Below are 18,085 nucleotides of genomic sequence, written 5' to 3'. Positions count from 1 at the left end.
ATTTTATACGAGTTGTTTGGATTCCTTTATGTATAAACCAACCGCGATTTTGTGGCAGCCTTTATTACCCAATTTTTTTAAAATAACAGTATTGGGTTCAGCTTTAGCTGCGCTAGGTCTGACGGGTTGTTCCTCAAGCCAAAGTGCAACGCATGGATCAAAATCGAAACTGGTGGGTTCTGCATATCTGGATGCCAACAGCCTGGACTCTTTAGAAGATCTACTCTCTGCAACAGATATGCGTGCGGTAGAAGGTGATCGTCTGCTCATTTTAAAACACGGCGACGTTTGGAAACGCATGACCGTTGGTTTTAAAATGGATCAAACCCATTGGGACTCTCGTATTGAAGCACAGCGTGGCTGGTTTATTTCACGTCAACCGTATTTAGACCGTTTGAGTGCACGAGCTTCACGTTATCTTTATCACACGGTAAAAGAAGCAGAGCGTCGTGGCTTGCCGACTGAACTGGCTTTATTGCCCATTATTGAAAGTTCCTATGACCCTGCAGCGACCAGTAGTGCGGCAGCAGCAGGCATGTGGCAATTCATTCCAAGTACCGGACGTATTTATGGTTTGAAACAAACCAGTTTATACGATGGTCGCCGTGATGTGGTTGAATCGACACGTGCAGCGTATGAGTTTTTAGGTGGATTGTACAATCAGTTTGGTTCATGGGAACTGGCTTTGGCAGCATACAATGCAGGCCCGGGACGTATCCAGCAAGCGATTAACCGCAATAAAGCAGCAGGTTTGCCGACGGATTACTGGTCACTAAAACTGCCACAAGAAACCATGAACTATGTTCCACGTTTCTTAGCGGTTGCACAAATTATTAAAAATCCGGGGGCATACGGGGTGTCTTTACCTCCAATTGCCAATCGCCCACACTTTAGAGAAGTGTCTGTAGGCACAGTGAATTTAAATGAAGTTGCCTCTATTGCAGGCTTAAGCCGTGCCGAACTATATCAGTTAAATCCAGGACATCGCGGGGATTGGGTGGATAGTCAAAGCCCAATGAAGATTATTATTCCTGCGGATTTAAGTCCTTCTATTGATGCCCGACTTAAAAAGCTATCACCGAGTTCAGGTGGTTTATGGGCCAGCACTGCACAACCCTTCACACCAGAAAGATCTAATCCGCCTGAATTAAATACTCAAGTGATTAATCCGGTAAAAAAAGCACCACCCGTATTAACCACAACAACGACTAAAACGACTCAGCTTGCTGCAACGGCAACAGTTAAACCTGCCAATCCTGTGACCACAACACAAGCCTCAAATACGCGGCGTATATCTACGCCTCAAGGTTCGGCAGCGTTGGCATCATTTGCATCGAATAGCGATATCCCAAGTGCACCACGTATTCCAGTTGCGGTTACTCCAGTTGCCAATGTTAAACCTGTGACTGTTGAGCCACCATTATCTTCGGCTGAACGTGAACAAATTTTGGCTGCAGTAAAAGCTGAAGGCGCAAATAAAACAGTTGAGCAAGTGCTACAACCTGTAGCCAGCAAAGCTGAACAAGAGATAGTGGTTGCAGAACTTAAAGCCCTTGCACCGCAAGGCACAGAAATTACCGATCCATTTGACGGTAAAATTAAACTCACTGCGATTCAAACCAGTCAGTCTGTGGCAGAACAACAAGGCAAGGAGTTGACCAAAGGTTTCTCTTATCCAAAAGGGGTAGCAGAAAATACCAAAGCTGATTCTGACGAAGCAAAACGTAACCAAGGCAAAAACTACGTTAAGACGGATTCAGAAGTTGTGGTTACACCACCGAAAGGAAAACGCAGTACCTATACCGTACTTCCTGGAGATACCTTAGCCGTTATTGCGATGAAAAATGGCTTGAACTGGCGTGATGTGGCGAAGTGGAATCAGATCGATCCAAGCTCACCGCTGTACGTGGGAACCAGTATTTATCTATACGATGCGAAACCGCAAAGCACAGAAATATCTGCAACTGCTAAGGCAAAAACACAACCTGAAACTTATGTGGTTCAAGCCAATGACAGTTTGACTGGGGTGGCTAGCCAGTTTGGTTTATCAGTTAAACAACTTGCAGATTACAATAATTTATCAGTCAGCAGCGGTTTGCGTGTGGGGCAAAAATTATCGTTAAAGGAAACCGCTCAAAGCAATTCCCATACTGCTGATATCAAGACGAATAACGCAACATCCGCTGTTAAAGTGAAAACCAAGCCCTATGTGGTCAAACGTGGTGAATATTTAAAACTGATTGCAGACCGTTATGCCTTGTCTAATCAAGAGTTGGCTGATTTAACCGCAGGTTTAACTTCGGGAAGTAGCTTAATGGTGGGGCAAAAAATTAATGTTCCATTACATGAAGTTGAAAGCAAGTTAGAGACTAAGCAGGAAGAAAAAGCTACTTCTGTTAAAGCAGAAACAGCTGTTGCAGAATTCGCGTATAAAACTGAAAGTTATCGTATTCAACGTGGTGACACCTTATCCAGTATTGCTGCGCAGTCGAAAATTTCTTTAACTGAATTGGCCCAGCTCAATAGATTATCCAACGCCAGTAGTTTACAGATTGGCCAAACTATTAAAATTCCTGCAGGTTCAACTGTTCCTGAAAGTTATACGGTGCAATCAGGTGATAGCTTGTCAGCTATTTCGGCTAAATATGATTTAAGTATGGATTATATTGCCAATATCAACGGCATTAACCGTAATACAGGCTTGCGTGCAGGACAGCGTTTAAAACTCAGCGGTGAAGCTGCACCTGCGGTTCAGGCTGTACGTGAAACAGGAATGGATAAAACTGAAAAAGCAGTCAAAGGTGTGAAGCCAAGTGTGCATGTGGTGAAATCGGGTGAAACTTTAACTTCGATTGCACGTCAGCATTACTTACAGCTTCAGTATCTGGCCGATCTCAATCAAATCAGTACTAACAGCACTGTACGTATCGGACAGCAGCTAAAAATTGGCTTACCGACTGAAATTGAAGCAAGGGCCAACAGTATTCGACCTGTCGTTGCAAGTCCGCTAAAAACTAAATCTTCATCTAAAAGCACTGATAGCTATACAGTGAAACCGGGTGAGTCTTTAAATGCGATTGCCAATCGGGTAGGGGTATCGGTTGCTGAATTGGCCTCATTGAATGATCTAAATGCACGTGCAGGCTTGCGTGTTGGTCAGCAGATCATGGTGCCTAAAACAGTCATCGAGTACAAGATCAAACGCGGTGATACCTTGATTGGCTTGGCCAATCGCTATGGTTTGGATCGTGAAAAACTCGCTGAAATGAATGCGATTCAACCCAATACTCAATTGCGTATTGGTGATGTCATTAAAGTGCCAAACTTATAATCATACCCAAAGACAGGGAGTCATTTTAGATGTCATTTGCTCTAGCAAAACGCTTGAGTTTTGCCTGCGGGCTTAGTCTTCTGACGCAAGGGCTGTGGGCTGCTGTGCAGACCATGCCTTATATTGCGGTACATAGCCAGCCTAAATATGCGGGCTTGCCGGTCATGCCGTATGCAAATGTCAATGCCCCGAAAGGCGGTTATTTAAGTACCGCCAGTAATGGCACATTCGACAACCTGAACAGTATGAATGGCAAAGGCAGTTCAACAGATGGAGTTGAACATTTGTTTGACTCGCTGATGTCGAGTTCACTGGATGAGCCGGGAGTGATGTATCCCTTGCTGGCGGAAAAAGTGAGCTTTGATCCGGATAAAACCAAATATGTCATTTTTCATTTAAATCCCAAAGCACGCTTTAGTGATGGCAGTGCAGTGACTGCCGAAGATGTGAAATTCAGTTTTGATGCTTATCAGACCAAGTCTAATCCGGGTTTGCAAATGTATCTGGCGGATCTGGATAAAACCGAAGTGTTGTCCAGATCTGCAGTAAAAATGAGTTTCAAGTCTGACAATAACGCTGAAATGCCGCTGATCTTGTCGCAAATGCCGATTTATTCAAAACACGATTGGCAGAACAGAGATTTCACCCGTGTCACCATGCAGCCGATTTTGGGTTCAGGGCCGTATCTGATTGATCGAATTGATGCCGGTCGCAGTATTAGCTATAAACGTAACCCGAATTATTGGGGCAAAGATTTACCGGTCAATAAAGGACGTTATAACTTTGATCGTTTGAAGTATGTTTATTACCGCAGTTTGGACATTGCTTTTGAGGGATTTAAGTCGGGTCAATATACCCTGCATGAAGAGTTTACTGCGCGTAAATGGGTCACGGAATATCATTTTCCTGCAGTAAAAACAGGGGTGGTGGTGAAATACAGATTCAAGCATCAGAATCCCATTCCGACACAAAGTTTTGTGTTTAATACCCGCCGTACACCTTTTCAAGACATCAAATTTCGCCAAGCCATCACTTATGCCTACGATTTTGAATGGCAAAACAAGGCGCTATTTTATGGACAATATCGACGCTTACAGAGTTATTTTGCCAATAGTGAACTGGAAGCGAAAGGTGTTCCAAGCAGTGCAGAACTTGCGATTTTAAAACCGTATTTATCTAAACTCAATCCGATTCAACGTCAGGGTGTTTTAAAGGACTGGAAATATCCGGTCTCCGATGCCAGTGGTTTTAACCGTAGTAATCTGATGACAGCACGTCAGTTACTCATCAAAGCAGGTTATACCTTTAAGAATGGCCGTTTGCTCGATACCAAAGGCAAGCCGATTCGGATTGAATTCCTGATTCATCAAGATGGTTTACAACGTACGCTGATGCCGTTCATACGCAATATGAAACGTCTGGGGGTGGATGTTGCCATTCGTCATGTCGATGTGCCGCAGTACATTGAACGTATGCGTAGCAAGGACTTTGACATGACCACCAATGTGATGCCGCAGTCTTTAAATCCTGGCAATGAACAGGCGCAGTTCTGGGGCAGTGCATCGGCAGATCAGCCGGGGAATTATAATTATGCCGGCATCAAAAATCCTGTCATTGATAATGTGATTCAGCAGCTCATCCGTGCACCTGATCGTAAACAATTGGTAATCAGAACCAAGGTGCTCGATCGTTTATTGCGTGCCGGATATTATCAAATTCCGACCTATGGTAAAGGTGAAAACTGGTTTGCCTATTGGAACATGTATCATCAGCCCAAGGTTAAACCGAAACTTTCTTCGGGGATTGACTATTGGTGGAGTGATGCGGAGCAAGCCAAAAAAGTCACCCATTATTTAGGTCAACAATAAGCAATAGCAAGGCACAAGGAACGTCGTTTCGATGGGCATATATATACTAAAAAGACTGCTGCTGATTATTCCGACACTGTTTTTCATTTTATTGATTAACTTTGTGGTGATTCAAATTGCACCCGGAGGTCCAGTCGAGCAAGCCATTCAACAGGCGGAAGCTTTTCAAGGCATGGGGGCGACCGGCGGTGAAACCGCGACGGCCAAAAACAATTATCAGGGTGCAAAAGGCTTGAGCGAAGAAATGGTCGAGAAGATCAAAGCGCAATATGGTTTTGACCAACCCGCACCTGAACGCTTCTGGATGATGCTGAAAAGTTATGTGACTTTTGATTTTGGCACCAGTTTTTTTAAAGATAAACCTGTCACGCAACTGCTCTGGGAAAAAATGCCGGTGTCCTTGTCATTAGGATTATGGAGCACTTTGCTGATTTATCTGGTTTCTATTCCTTTAGGCATTAAAAAAGCGCGTCAACATGGCATGCTGTTTGATAAATCCACCTCGATGTTACTGGCGATTGGCTATGCCGTACCCTCTTTTGTCTTTGCTGTGTTGCTGATTGTCTTTTTTGCTGGCGGTTCGTATTTTCAATGGTTCCCGCTACAGGGACTGGTTTCAGAAAATTTCAGTGAACTGAGCGTATTGGGGAAAATTAAAGATTATTTTTGGCATATGACTTTGCCTTTGCTGGCGATGGTGATTGGTGGTTTTGCTAGCCTCACCTATTTAACCAAATATTCCTTTATGGAAGAATTAAACAAGCAGTATGTGCTGGCGGCGCGCTCTAAAGGTTTAACCGAATCACGGGTGTTATACGGTCATGTGTTCCGTAATGCGATGCTGATTGTAATTGCGGGTTTACCTGAAGCCCTGATCGGAATTTTCTTTGTCGGCAACCTGTTTATTGAAATCATCTTCAATCTGGATGGTCTGGGATTACTTGGTTTTGAAGCGATTCAACAGCGTGATTATCCTGTGATTTTCGGGACATTGTTTCTGTTTACCTTGCTGGGTTTGATTCTGCGTTTAATCAGTGATGTGTTGTATCAGGTGATTGACCCGCGTATTAATTTTGATTCGCGAGGTGCTGAATAATGTCACCATTAATGTATGCACGCTTGAAACGTTTTAAGGAAAATAAGCTCGGTTTTGGCTGCTTAATCGTCTTTGCCGTGATCTTTGTTTTATCACTGGCTGCTGAATTGATCGCCAACGATAAACCGCTTTTGGTGAGCTACGATCATTCACTTTATGTACCGGTTTTAAAGTCTTATCCAGAAACGGCTTTTGGTGGGGTATTTGAAACCGAAGCCGACTATAAAGATCCGGTGGTACAGCAACTCATCAATGATAAAGGCTGGGCGATCTGGCCGCTGATTAAATATTCCTACCAAACACCTAATCTGGAACTGGCAGTTCCGGTACCCTCTGCACCGACTTCCCAAAACTGGTTAGGCACCGATGACCAAGGGCGTGATGTACTGGCTCGTATACTCTATGGTTTGCGCGTATCGCTACTGTTTGGTTTTGCTTTGACCATTGCTTCAGCACTGCTTGGAATCGCAGTAGGGGCGATTCAGGGCTATTATGGTGGATGGATTGATTTACTGGGGCAGCGCATCCTGGAAGTGTGGGGTGGTCTGCCTATGTTATTCATGGTGATGATTCTGGTCAGCATGTTTACCCCGAATGTCTACTGGCTGTTTCTCATCATGCTGTTATTTGGCTGGACCACCTTGGTGGGATTGGTTCGCGCCGAATTTTTAAAGGCACGTAATCTGGATTATGTTCGTGCTGCACGTAGTCTGGGTGTGGAAGATCGAACCATTATGTACCGTCATATTTTGCCGAATGCCATGAGTTCCAGTTTGTCGCAGTTACCTTTTATGTTAACGGCAAATATTACCGCACTGACTGCATTGGATTTCTTGGGTTATGGTTTGCCGCCAGATGCTGCGTCTTTGGGTGAATTATTATTACAAGGAAAATCCAACCTGAATTCACCATGGTTGGCACTCTCTGGCTTCTTTACTCTAGCCATCGTCTTATCTTTATTGATTTATATTGGGGAGGCGACACGCGATGCATTCGATCCAAGACGCCAATAATCCAGAAACGGTATTAACTGTAGAACATCTTAATATTCAGCATCAACAACAAGTTTTGGTGGATGACCTGAACTTTAAGCTGCATGCAGCTGAAACCATTGCCATTGTCGGTGAAAGTGGTTCAGGTAAATCGATTAGTAGTCTGGCTTTACTGGGCTTATTACCGAGCACCTTAAAAATAAAAGGTCAGGCTTGGCTCGGGCAGCAAGATCTATTGTCACTTAAAACTGAACAGCTGCAAAAAATTCGTGGTCATAAAATTGCCATGATTTTTCAGGAACCGATGACGGCTTTAAATCCCTTGCATCGAGTGGAGAAAATTATTGGCGAAACTTTGTTGTTGCAAGGTTGGTCAAAGAAAAAGACTCAGGCACGCATTATCGAATTGCTGAATGATGTCGGGATTAGCGAGCCTGAAGATAAATTACGCCGTTACCCGCATGAGCTTTCCGGCGGACAGCGTCAACGCGTGATGATCGCTATGGCATTGGCCTTGGATCCGGATATTTTGATTGCTGATGAGCCAACTACAGCCTTGGATGTGACTTTACAGGCGCAAATCTTGCATCTGCTTAAATCATTACAACAAAGCCGAAATATGGCGATGATTCTGATCAGTCATGACTTAAATCTGGTACGTCGTTATGCCGATCAGGTGATTGTGATGAATAAAGGCGTGGTGGAAGAACAGGGTAGTGTTGCGGAGATTTTTAAACACCCGAAACAAGCCTATACCCGAGATTTACTGAATCATGATTTTGGTGAAGCCATTCATATTGCAGAGAGTCCCAATATATTGGCTTTACACCATGTCGCGGTGAAGTTTCCAATCAAGCAAGGATTGTTAAATCGAGTCAAAGACTACTTTGTTGCGGTTGAACCTCTAGATTTACAACTGGCACAAGGGGAATCGATTGGCATTGTCGGTGAAAGTGGTTCAGGTAAAAGTTCACTGGCTTTGGCGATTACCCGCTTAATTAAAAGTGACGGTGAAATTGTGCTGCTTTGCACAGATTTAAACCAGTGTAATGAAAAACAGTTACGACCATTGCGTGCCGAATTTCAGATTGTGTTTCAAGACCCGTTTAGCAGTTTAAATCCACGATTAAATGTTGAGCAAACCATTGGCGAAGGATTAGGCTTAAAAAAATTGTCTGCTGCGGAAATATCACAGCGGATTGATGAAGCCTTGGAAAAAGTCGAATTACCGGTTTCTTTTCGAACCCGTTATCCGCATGAACTGTCCGGTGGGCAGCGTCAGCGTGTAGCTTTGGCTCGCGCACTGGTATTACGACCTAAGTTGCTTATTCTAGATGAACCGACCTCGGCATTAGACCGTACTACTCAGCGCGCGATTGTGAAGTTGTTAAGACGATTGCAGCAGGAACATCAGATCAGCTATTTATTTATCAGCCATGATCTACAAGTGGTAAAAGCACTGTGTCAGAAAGTTTTGGTGCTACGTCATGCACAGGTAATGGAATTTCAAAGCACTGAACAATTATTTTTAAATCCACAAACTGAATATACCCGACAATTGATCGAGGCAAGTCAGTATGTTTAAATTTACTGACACGTCATATTGTCAGAATAGTCATTGACGGATTGCAGAATAAGTTTAGGGTATTAAAGCTAAATAAATACAAATAAATCAGGATTGAAATATGAGCCATCTTGCTGAAGCAACCATCATTCGAAATACCCCCTTTAAAAATAGAATTATCAAAGCCGCGATGAGTGAAGCCTTGGCAAATGATGCGGGGCAGCCAAGCCAGTTACATTTTAATCTCTATGAAGCCTGGGCTAAAGGTGGTTTGGGTTGTGCCATTAGCGGGAATGTAATGGTGGACTTCCGCGCCAAAAATGAACCGGGTGTGGTGGTTATTGAATCGGAACGTGATTTGGCTCAACTGAAGCAATGGGCAGAGCTGGGTAAACAACATGGCATGGTGCAATTGATTCAATTGTCACATCCGGGTCGTCAGTGTCCTAAAGGTTTAAATAAAGAAACCGTTGCACCTTCTGCTGTCCCTTTTAGTCCGATGCTTGCGACAACGTTTGGTACGCCACGTGAATTACGTGAAGATGAGATATTCGACATTATTCAGCGTTTTGCCACTTCTGCCCAAATCTGTGAAAAAGCCGGTTTTGAAGGCGTACAGCTGCATGGTGCGCATGGTTATCTCATCAGTCAGTTTTTATCGCCCTTGACCAATAAACGTCAGGATCAATGGGGTGGCTCGATTGAAAATCGCATGCGCTTCCTGTTAGAAATTTATAAAGCTGTACGTGCGGTCACTTCGGCTCAATTTATCATTTCAGTGAAACTGAATTCAGCTGATTTCCAGCGTGGTGGAATTACCGAAGATGAAGTGGTTGCAGTATTTAAAGCGATAGATGAAGCTGGAATTGATTTAATCGAGATTTCAGGTGGAACTTACGAAGCTCCTGCAATGGCAGGCGCTAAAGCAGATAAACGTAAAGTCAGCACCATTGCCCGTGAAGCGTATTTCCTTGATTTTGCGGAGAAGATTCGTAAACAAGTCAAATGTCATTTAATGGTGACAGGTGGCTTCCGTACGGTAGAGGGCATGAATGCGGCACTCGACAGTGGCGCATGTGAATTTATCGGGATTGCCCGTCCATTGGCGGTTGAAACGGATTTAACTGATCGACTGATTGCAGGGCAGGACGTGCGTTATGCGGTTAGTAAAATTAAAACTGGTATTCCGATGGTCGATAAAATGGCGATTATGGAAATTATCTGGTATGCCGCGCAGTTTAAAGATATCGCGCAAGGCAAACGTCCCAATCCAAAACTGTCACCACTGAAAGTTTTCTTTAAATATGCCAAAGGCAATATAACTGCAATTATTAAAGGGCAGATTAATTCACGTCGTAGTGCTTAATTGAAAATTACCACGCTTTAGACCAATAAGACCGAAACTGCACAGCAGACCATTGTCCTTTTTCTAATGCACGTTGAAAGGCGGGTCTGTTTTGTAGGTGTTGTAGATAACGCTGAATCTTCGGTAGAGATTCAAACTCTGTATTGGATTGCATACAAGCCAGTAATGGAAACCACAATAAAAGATCGGCAATGCTAAATTGATTGCCTGCTAAATATTGGCGGGTTTTAAGATGCTCATCAATCATGAATAGATGTTGATTGAGCGCCTGATTTAAATAACCACGATCAAATCCAAATTTTAGAAACTTGCTGATAAAGCGTACCGGAAAAGGTGTTCGTTCTACAATTTGAGCAAAAATCTGTTTGAGTGCTAAATCAGGCATAAGAGTCGCTTCAGCAAAATTTTTCCAAAAATAATAGTGGAGAATTTCTGAGGAAGAGAGTTGGGATATGCCTAAATCGTTGGACTGATGGCTGAGGTAATCGGCAATTGCAGCTGTTTCAGCAAGTGTCATCACATCTGTGGAATGATCATTAAAAATGTGTACGGTCGGAAATTTAGTCGGTGGATGATTGTTTTGGTATGGTTCGAATTCTTGAGTCGAGATATCGGTATCACCAAAGACCAATTCATAATCGAGATTTAATTCTTCTAATAACCAGAGGATACGTTGAGAACGTGAATTGATTTTGTGGAACAGGTGGATATGCATAAAGATAAGTTTATTATTTTACTGTTGTGAAAGTATAAAACAGAAAGCGATTTTAAATTTAAGAATCTTAAAAACAAAAAAGCCTGATTCATCATGATCAGGCTTTTTTGTTGAGATTTTTTAATCTCGAATGTGGCGACCCTACGGGGATTCGAACCCCGGTTACCGCCGTGAAAGGGCGATGTCCTAGGCCTCTAGACGATAGGGTCATCTATATGAATTGGCGTCCCCACGGGGATTCGAACCCCGGTTACCGCCGTGAAAGGGCGATGTCCTAGGCCTCTAGACGATGGGGACGTTTCAGAGGTGGGCGTATAATAGGGTGGATATTAAAAGCTGTCAAACCTTTTTCAGCGATAATCTTTAAAAACCCAATCAAGTGAATAAAAATAAAACAAATATGTGAAATATACTTTGAAATGCCCTATTTTTTATACTCTAAGGCATCCACGATGCTTTTGATGACAGCGGGGTGTTGTAAATAGCCGGTAATGCTGTGGGGATTATGAATGAGCGTCGTAATCATTTGGTTAATAATGGGGGGATCGAAATCAAAAGGGGGTTCTGATAAGGGGAAAGCTGTTAAAAAGTCTTCAGGTGAATAGAAGTTGAACCAATCTCCTTGGAGCTGGGGTGGTCTGGAAATAGGGGTGATGAGTTTTTCCTGGATGACTTTAAAAGCCAGAGGGGAACCTAATGTAATAAAGCGCTGGATTCTAAAATTTGTGAATTGATGCAGCAGGTTGTAGGTAATCACAGACCCTAATGAATGCGCCACGATAATATGATCTAATTCCGGACGAAGGTAAGACATGATTCTGTGGTGAACTTCATGCATGAAATCTGGATTGGAGAGGTATAAGTAAGTTTCGATGAGGAATTTATGAATCAGGGTTTCATGCAATTTGGGATAATGATTTAGGAACAGGGACAATTCCCTGAATGCATGGTCTTTGGTCAGTGCCGAAATAACAGATAAGCGCTGAGTAAACGATTCAGAATGTTCTGGATTAAATGTAGGCAATGCGTGGATGCATGGTTGATGTTCTTGGACAATACAGCTGCTATGTCCCAAGTGAAAGGGAAGATGCAGATGTGCGATTGATTTTGGTAAAAATGTTTGTAAATCCAAGCTGTTATATAAGTGATGTTTGCTCAGTAAATCACCATAAAAGGGAAATCGGATCTCCAGAGATTTTAGCTCAATATCGAGATGTGAATTATTTAAACCTGACTGAAATGCAGTTAACCAATGTTGTTTTAATGAATTTGCATCATAGTTTTGTTGATTCATACCGTGAATAAAAATGATTTTCATGCCGGATCAGATTTTTATAGATGTCATTGACTTGATTTAGCTTAAAAAAAAGAGTGGTACTTGACCACTCCTTTTCTGTGTTAGTTTTGCTTTCGATAGAAAACATAGTAACTGAGATAACATGCGGCAATAAAGATTAAACAGCCAATAAAGCCCGGTAGCATTTCAGGGTCAGTTGCCATACTAATACAGGTAATAAAACAGAATACAAAGCCTAAGATCGGCACGATTGGAAACAAAGGTGCGGCAAAGCCCAATTCTTTTGCAGTATGACCTGCTTTATACCATTGACGACGGAAATTGAACTGGCTCAAGCAAATGCTCATCCAAACCACAACCATGGTAAATGCAGCTACACCTAGCAAGTTTTTGAAGATGGTTTCAGGTGCAAATTGTTCTGACAGTAAACCGGGTAAGGCACCCAGCATGGTGACCATAATCGCAATAAATGGAATACCACGATGGTTTACTTTAGAGAATACAGCAGGTAATTGTTTTTTATCAGATAAAGACCACATCATACGTGAAGCGGCATATAAACCTGAGTTGGCTGCAGATAACAGCGCGGTGATAATCACAAAGCGAATAATATCTTCCGCATGTGGAATACCAATATAGGTAAATACAGTAACGAATGGACTGCTACTGACACCTTCAGCACCTAAACCTGCCATCTGATGTGGCAACAGTGCACTAATCACCACAATTGTTCCGACAAAGAAGATTAACAATCGCCAGATCGCTGCATTGATCGCTTTAGGAACATTCTTGGCTGGATCTTTGGTTTCACCAGCAGCAACACCAATCAGTTCTGTACCCGAGAAGGCGAAGTTCACAATCAGCATGGTTGCAAAAATAGGGAACAAGCCTTGAGGGAACCAACCTTGAGCGGTCAGGTTGCTGAATAAAGGCGCAGAAGAGTGACCTTGGAAAGAAAGAATCCCAAAGATTGCCAATAGACCTAAAATGATAAAGCTGATTACTGTAATCACTTTGATGAGTGATAGCCAAAATTCAGACTCTGCAAATAATTTGGTTGAACTCATATTGAGTCCAAAAACAATCGCTGCAAAAACAATAGTCCAGATCCAGACTGAAATTTGAGGAAACCATTCCTGCATCAACAAGGCTGCAGCAGTAAATTCGGTTCCAAGGGTGGCAGTCCAGGTGAGCCAATACAACCAGGTAATCATATAGCCGGTACCCGGACCAATGTATCTGCGTGCATACGTACCAAAAGAACCCGATTCGGGCATATGCACCGCAAGCTCGCCTAGACAAAGCATTACAGCATAGGCAATTAAACCACCTAGTACATAGGAGATGATGGCACCTACAGGCCCCGTTTGTGCAATGACTTCACCCGAACCTAAAAATAAACCCGTTCCGATTGCGCCACCAAGCGAAATCATGACCAAGTGTCGAGTACTCATAGCGCGTTTTAAAGGCGCAGAATTGCCCTGATGCGAAGCATCATTCGGAGTATGAGATGACTGCATAAGAGAAAAACAAAAAGAGAAATGAAGCGAGCTATTGTAGTGAAAAACTACAAATCTGCAATGTAATAATGAGAACTATTGAAGCTTGAATGATCGTATGACACGATATATATGGCGACCCTACGGGGATTCGAACCCCGGTTACCGCCGTGAAAGGGCGATGTCCTAGGCCTCTAGACGATAGGGTCGTTAGGAGGTGATGCGTATATTATGGATTTTTAATGGGGCTGTCAAACCTGTAATTGCATTATTTTTAAAATATTGAATTGATTGCATAAAAAATGACAAATCTACATAAAAAAAGCGCAGTTTTAAACTGCGCTTCATTCATATTGCAATCAAGGACTAATTTTTATGGTGATACAACCAGTAATAGCTGGCATAGCAGCCTGCCATAAACAGGAGGCAGCCAATAAAACCAGAGATCATTTCAGGATCCGCAGCCATACTTAAACCGGTTGCCGTACAGCACACACAACCGAGAATCGGTACAAGCGGGAACCACGGAGTACGGAATTTAAGTTCTGCAACGCTATGACCCTGTTTGAGCCATTGACGACGGAAATTAAACTGACTCCAGCAGATACTCATCCAGACAATGACCATGGTGAATGCAGCAACACCGAGTAAGTTTTTAAAGATGACATCTGCACCAAATTGTTCTGAAAGCAGGCCCGGTAAACCACCAATCATGGTCACCAACACTGCCAGTACAGGAATACCGGATTTACTTACTTTGGCAAATACGCGGGGAAGCTGATTTTGTGCAGCCAAAGCCCACATCATGCGGGAAGCGGCATACAGTCCAGAGTTTGCAGTGGAGAGTAATGCGGTAATAATGACAAAACGGATAATATCAACCGCGTAAGGAATGCCCATCAAGTTAAACACGGATACAAATGGACTGCTACTTAAGCCATGACCCGCATTTAAACCTGCATCTTGATAAGGAAGCAGTGAGCTAATGACAATAATCGTTCCCACAAAGAAAATGATCAAGCGCCAAACAGCTGCATGAATGGCTTTAGGGACATTTTTCTCAGGATTTTGGGTTTCGCCAGCCGCGATCCCAATCATTTCTGTACCATTAAATGCAAAATTGACAATCAGCATGGTGGCAAAAATAGGGAATATGCCGTTGGGGAACCAGCCATGTTCAGTTAAATTTGCAAAGAGTGGGGCAGATTCATAACCTTGAAAAGGAATAAAACCAAAAATAGCGCCAAAACCTAAAACAATGAAAACCAGAACGGTGGCCACTTTAATCATTGAAAGCCAAAATTCAGATTCGGCAAACGTTCGGGTGGAACTCAAATTGGACAGAAGAACCCCGCTGGCGAAAATCAGCGTCCAGATCCAGATTGAGGTAGTGGGAAACCATTCCTGCATCAGTAAGGCAGCGGCAGTGAATTCAGTCCCTAACGTGGCTGACCAGCCGAGCCAGTACATCCAGGACACCATATAGCCTGTACCGGGGCCAATATAATTGGATGCAAATGCACCGAATGAGCCGGATACAGGTAAATGAACGGCAAGCTCACCTAAGCAAAGCATAACCATGTAGGCAATTAAACCGCCAATCATATAGGCAATGACTGCACCTAGTGGACCTGCTTGTGAAATGACTTCACCCGAACCTAGAAATAAACCGGTACCGATTGCACCACCCAGGGAGAGCATAATGAGATGACGCTTGGTCATGGCTCTTTTTAACGAGCTGGTTTGCCCCTCAGCAGCTGAATGCTGCGAAGGTTGTATAGGAGATTGCATAATTTAGAAAAAGAGTTGAAAGAATTATTTTAATTGCTGATTTAGTGATTATTCACATAAATCGTTTTTTTCTGACTCATTACTAAATTTAATAAGAAAACTAGATGAATGAAAAGAATAACTTAAAGCATCCTCTAATGGTCTGGTGTCTGGTATTTTTGTGATTGTTCTTGTCCCGGTACTTGTTTAGGTGTGGTAGAGGGAGACTCTTTGGCAGGCTCTGCATCTTTGCTGGCAAGATAAATATATGCAGCTGAAGGCAGAAGAATCATTAAAACAATAAAAACTTTTTTCAACATCATGGAGGCAGTATTGATGGGGAGGCTTAACGTTAACATGCAAACTGACATAAAAAAAGAGCACCAAGATGCTCAGGAGTTAAACTTCTAAAATTAGAATTTAAAGGTGTGATACCGGCAATAGATGAACGACCAATTTCAGTATTCGTGGTTCCATCATTATTTACATCGCTAATCTGTCGATTTGTCACATTATTGACTATCCGCTTAAATATGCGAGCCAAGTCTTTAAAAATTGAGATATGTATTCGGAAGTTAAAATAAAGTGAAAGCTATTTTAATAAAAATAATCAATAGAATAGTGGGTTGATTAATATAGCGAAATCTAAAGAATAGAATGCTTTTAAGAAATTAAAAAGAGGAGAAATAATAGATGGCGTCCCTACGGGGATTCGAACCCCGGTTACCGCCGTGAAAGGGCGATGTCCTAGGCCTCTAGACGATAGGGACGTTTAGAAGATGGCGGTATCTTATTGATCCGCCACCAGAGTGTCAAGTAGGTGAGGTGCGAGTTTGTTCAAAATATAGCAAAACAGTTCCGCAGTCTTTTGAGTATCGTATAAAGCAGAGTGTGCTTCTTTACCATCGAACTCAATTCCAGCGTGAATACACGATTTTGCCAGTACGGTTTGACCAAACATGACTGCACTTAAAGTCACGGTATCGAACACCGAAAAGCTGTGGAATGGATTTTGATTTTTAGTTCCAGTACGCGCAATGGCTGCTTGTACAAAACCGAGATCGAAATGCGCATTATGACCGACTAAAACTGCATGGGTACAATTCTGCTGGCGACGAACTTCATTTACAGATTTAAAAATACGTTTTAAGGCACTTTTTTCATCTTCAGCCATAGCCATACGCATCGGATTAAAGGGATCAACTCCAATAAAATCGAGTGAGCGGCGGTCTAAATTAGCCCCTTCAAAAGGGTTAATATGTGCGTGATGGGCTTCGCCTGGCACAAATTGACCTTCTTCGTTATAAATGATGGGGATTGCTGCAATTTCCAATAAGGCATCGGTCTGTGAGTTAAAACCTGCTGTCTCGACATCGACAACAACAGGTAAAAATCCACGGAAACGCTGACCAATTATTGGTTGGGTTTCATCTGTCACACTTTTCTCCATTGGATGGTATTACCCGCATATAGGGGGATAATTTTTTCACCATCCAAGTAGTCTAAACTTGTCGGAATAACTTGCTCTTCTTTAACCAAAGTAATGGTGCTGGTATTACGCGGCAAACCATAGAAGTCAGCACCAAAGTGGCTGGCAAAACCTTCCAGGCGGTCAATTTTACCGACTTGGTCAAAAGCTTGAGCATATAATTCAATTGCGGTAGGCGCACTATAACAACCCGCACAGCCACATGCATTTTCTTTGGCATTTTTTGAATGCGGTGCGCTGTCTGTACCCAAGAAAAACTTAGGATTAGAGCTGGTCGCCACTTCAAGTAAAGTTTGCTGATGGGTTTGACGTTTCAAAATCGGCAAACAATAAAAATGCGGCTTCACGCCACCGACTAGCATATCATTACGATTAAACAATAAATGCTGCGGGGTAATGGTAGCAGCAACATTGCGGTCTTGTTCGAGTACAAAATGTGCAGCTTCACTGGTGGTGATATGTTCTAGCACCAGTTTAAGCTTAGGGAACTGTTTTAATAACGGAGAAAGCACTTCATCCAGGAAGCGTTTTTCACGATCAAAAATATCGACATGGTTATGGGTGACTTCACCATGAAGCAGTAAAGGCACTTGATGCTCTTCAAGTTGTTCGATCACGGCATAAACTTTACGAATATCGCTGACACCATTATCTGAATTTGTCGTTGCACCAGCAGGGTATAGCTTGATGGCATTTACATGTTCAGATTCTTTGATTTTTTTCACTTCACTCGGTTGGGTGAAGTCGGTAAAGTAAAGCACCATACGTGGATCAAATGAGACGCCTTCAGGGACATGCGCCAAAATACGCTCACGATAAGCAATCGCTTCTTCAACTGTTTTCACAGGAGGAACTGTGTTTGGCATACAGATTGCGCGTGCAAACTGGTTAGCTAAATCGGGAACCGTACGTTTTAAAGCAAGACCATCACGAAGGTGAGCATGCCAATCATCTGGCTGGAGGAGAGTGATTGTATTCAAGGCCATTTCAATCGAAGAAATAAAACAAATGATAATCTATAAAGTGTGAAAATGGTAACGAGAATTAAAGACAAATGGTGATATATATTTAAATATTAATAATAAAATTGTGTTACTT

The 18,085-nt window shown here is 42.7% G+C and carries 13 protein-coding genes and 4 tRNA genes; 6 read left to right on the top strand and 11 right to left on the bottom strand.

Annotation, left to right across the window (positions count from 1 at the left end; genetic code table 11):
- Nucleotides 1-28 precede the first annotated feature (28 nt).
- The 6 genes from HLH14_RS10865 (at nt 29) to HLH14_RS10840 (ending at nt 10,217) form a co-directional block, all read left to right on the top strand.
- Nucleotides 29-3,331 carry a LysM peptidoglycan-binding domain-containing protein gene (locus HLH14_RS10865; RefSeq protein WP_067724088.1) on the top strand — a complete coding sequence of 1,101 codons (3,303 nt, stop codon included), beginning with the start codon at nt 29-31 and terminating at the stop codon, nt 3,329-3,331.
- Nucleotides 3,332-3,360: 29 nt separating this feature from the next.
- Nucleotides 3,361-5,199 (top strand): extracellular solute-binding protein, encoded by a 1,839-nt coding sequence (locus HLH14_RS10860; protein WP_067724089.1) that lies wholly within the window; start codon nt 3,361-3,363, stop codon nt 5,197-5,199.
- 31 nt (nt 5,200-5,230) lie between these two features.
- Nucleotides 5,231-6,295 (top strand): microcin C ABC transporter permease YejB, encoded by a 1,065-nt coding sequence (locus tag HLH14_RS10855; protein WP_067724090.1) that lies wholly within the window; start codon nt 5,231-5,233, stop codon nt 6,293-6,295.
- Nucleotides 6,295-7,308, top strand: a complete 1,014-nt coding sequence (locus HLH14_RS10850) for an ABC transporter permease (protein ID WP_067724091.1) — start codon at nt 6,295-6,297, stop codon at nt 7,306-7,308. Before HLH14_RS10855 ends, HLH14_RS10850 begins: the two co-directional genes overlap by 1 nt.
- A complete protein-coding gene (locus tag HLH14_RS10845; RefSeq protein ID WP_067724092.1) occupies nt 7,283-8,872 on the top strand; it encodes an ABC transporter ATP-binding protein in 1,590 nt (529 codons plus the stop codon). Before HLH14_RS10850 ends, HLH14_RS10845 begins: the two co-directional genes overlap by 26 nt.
- Before the next feature lie 100 nt (nt 8,873-8,972).
- The gene (locus tag HLH14_RS10840; protein ID WP_067724093.1) at nt 8,973-10,217 is read left to right on the top strand and encodes an NADH:flavin oxidoreductase/NADH oxidase family protein; all 1,245 of its coding nucleotides are present in this window, start codon (nt 8,973-8,975) and stop codon (nt 10,215-10,217) included.
- 7 nt (nt 10,218-10,224) lie between these two features.
- Here HLH14_RS10840 and HLH14_RS10835 read toward each other — a convergent pair whose 3' ends face one another.
- The 11 genes from HLH14_RS10835 to pyrC form a co-directional block, all read right to left on the bottom strand.
- The gene (locus HLH14_RS10835) at nt 10,225-10,932 is read right to left on the bottom strand and encodes a glutathione binding-like protein (protein ID WP_067724094.1); all 708 of its coding nucleotides are present in this window, start codon (nt 10,930-10,932) and stop codon (nt 10,225-10,227) included.
- 133 nt (nt 10,933-11,065) lie between these two features.
- Nucleotides 11,066-11,141, bottom strand: a tRNA-Glu gene (locus HLH14_RS10830).
- A gap of 12 nt (nt 11,142-11,153) precedes the next feature.
- Nucleotides 11,154-11,229, bottom strand: a tRNA-Glu gene (locus HLH14_RS10825).
- Between the two features lie 127 nt (nt 11,230-11,356).
- Nucleotides 11,357-12,250, bottom strand: a complete 894-nt coding sequence (locus HLH14_RS10820) for a hypothetical protein (protein ID WP_067724095.1) — start codon at nt 12,248-12,250, stop codon at nt 11,357-11,359.
- A gap of 80 nt (nt 12,251-12,330) precedes the next feature.
- Nucleotides 12,331-13,749 (bottom strand): amino acid permease, encoded by a 1,419-nt coding sequence (locus tag HLH14_RS10815; protein ID WP_067724096.1) that lies wholly within the window; start codon nt 13,747-13,749, stop codon nt 12,331-12,333.
- A 112-nt stretch (nt 13,750-13,861) separates the two neighbouring features.
- Nucleotides 13,862-13,937: transfer RNA gene (locus HLH14_RS10810), tRNA-Glu, on the bottom strand.
- Between the two features lie 157 nt (nt 13,938-14,094).
- Nucleotides 14,095-15,519 carry an amino acid permease gene (locus HLH14_RS10805; RefSeq protein WP_171533077.1) on the bottom strand — a complete coding sequence of 475 codons (1,425 nt, stop codon included), beginning with the start codon at nt 15,517-15,519 and terminating at the stop codon, nt 14,095-14,097.
- Nucleotides 15,520-15,653: 134 nt separating this feature from the next.
- The gene (locus tag HLH14_RS10800) at nt 15,654-15,857 is read right to left on the bottom strand and encodes a hypothetical protein (RefSeq protein ID WP_171533036.1); all 204 of its coding nucleotides are present in this window, start codon (nt 15,855-15,857) and stop codon (nt 15,654-15,656) included.
- Between the two features lie 335 nt (nt 15,858-16,192).
- Nucleotides 16,193-16,268, bottom strand: a tRNA-Glu gene (locus tag HLH14_RS10795).
- 20 nt (nt 16,269-16,288) lie between these two features.
- Nucleotides 16,289-16,948, bottom strand: coding sequence for a ribonuclease T (gene rnt / locus HLH14_RS10790; protein WP_067724098.1), 660 nt, complete (start codon nt 16,946-16,948; stop codon nt 16,289-16,291).
- Complete coding sequence (gene pyrC, locus HLH14_RS10785; protein WP_171533076.1) at nt 16,933-17,967, bottom strand: dihydroorotase; 1,035 nt, start codon at nt 17,965-17,967, stop codon at nt 16,933-16,935. Before pyrC ends, rnt begins: the two co-directional genes overlap by 16 nt.
- Nucleotides 17,968-18,085 lie beyond the last annotated feature (118 nt).

The sequence above is a fragment of the Acinetobacter terrae genome (assembly GCF_013004375.1).
Lineage (GTDB): Bacteria > Pseudomonadota > Gammaproteobacteria > Pseudomonadales > Moraxellaceae > Acinetobacter > Acinetobacter terrae.
The sequence above is the reverse complement of the archived record's forward strand: the minus strand, read 5'-3'. Positions and strand labels throughout refer to the sequence as shown.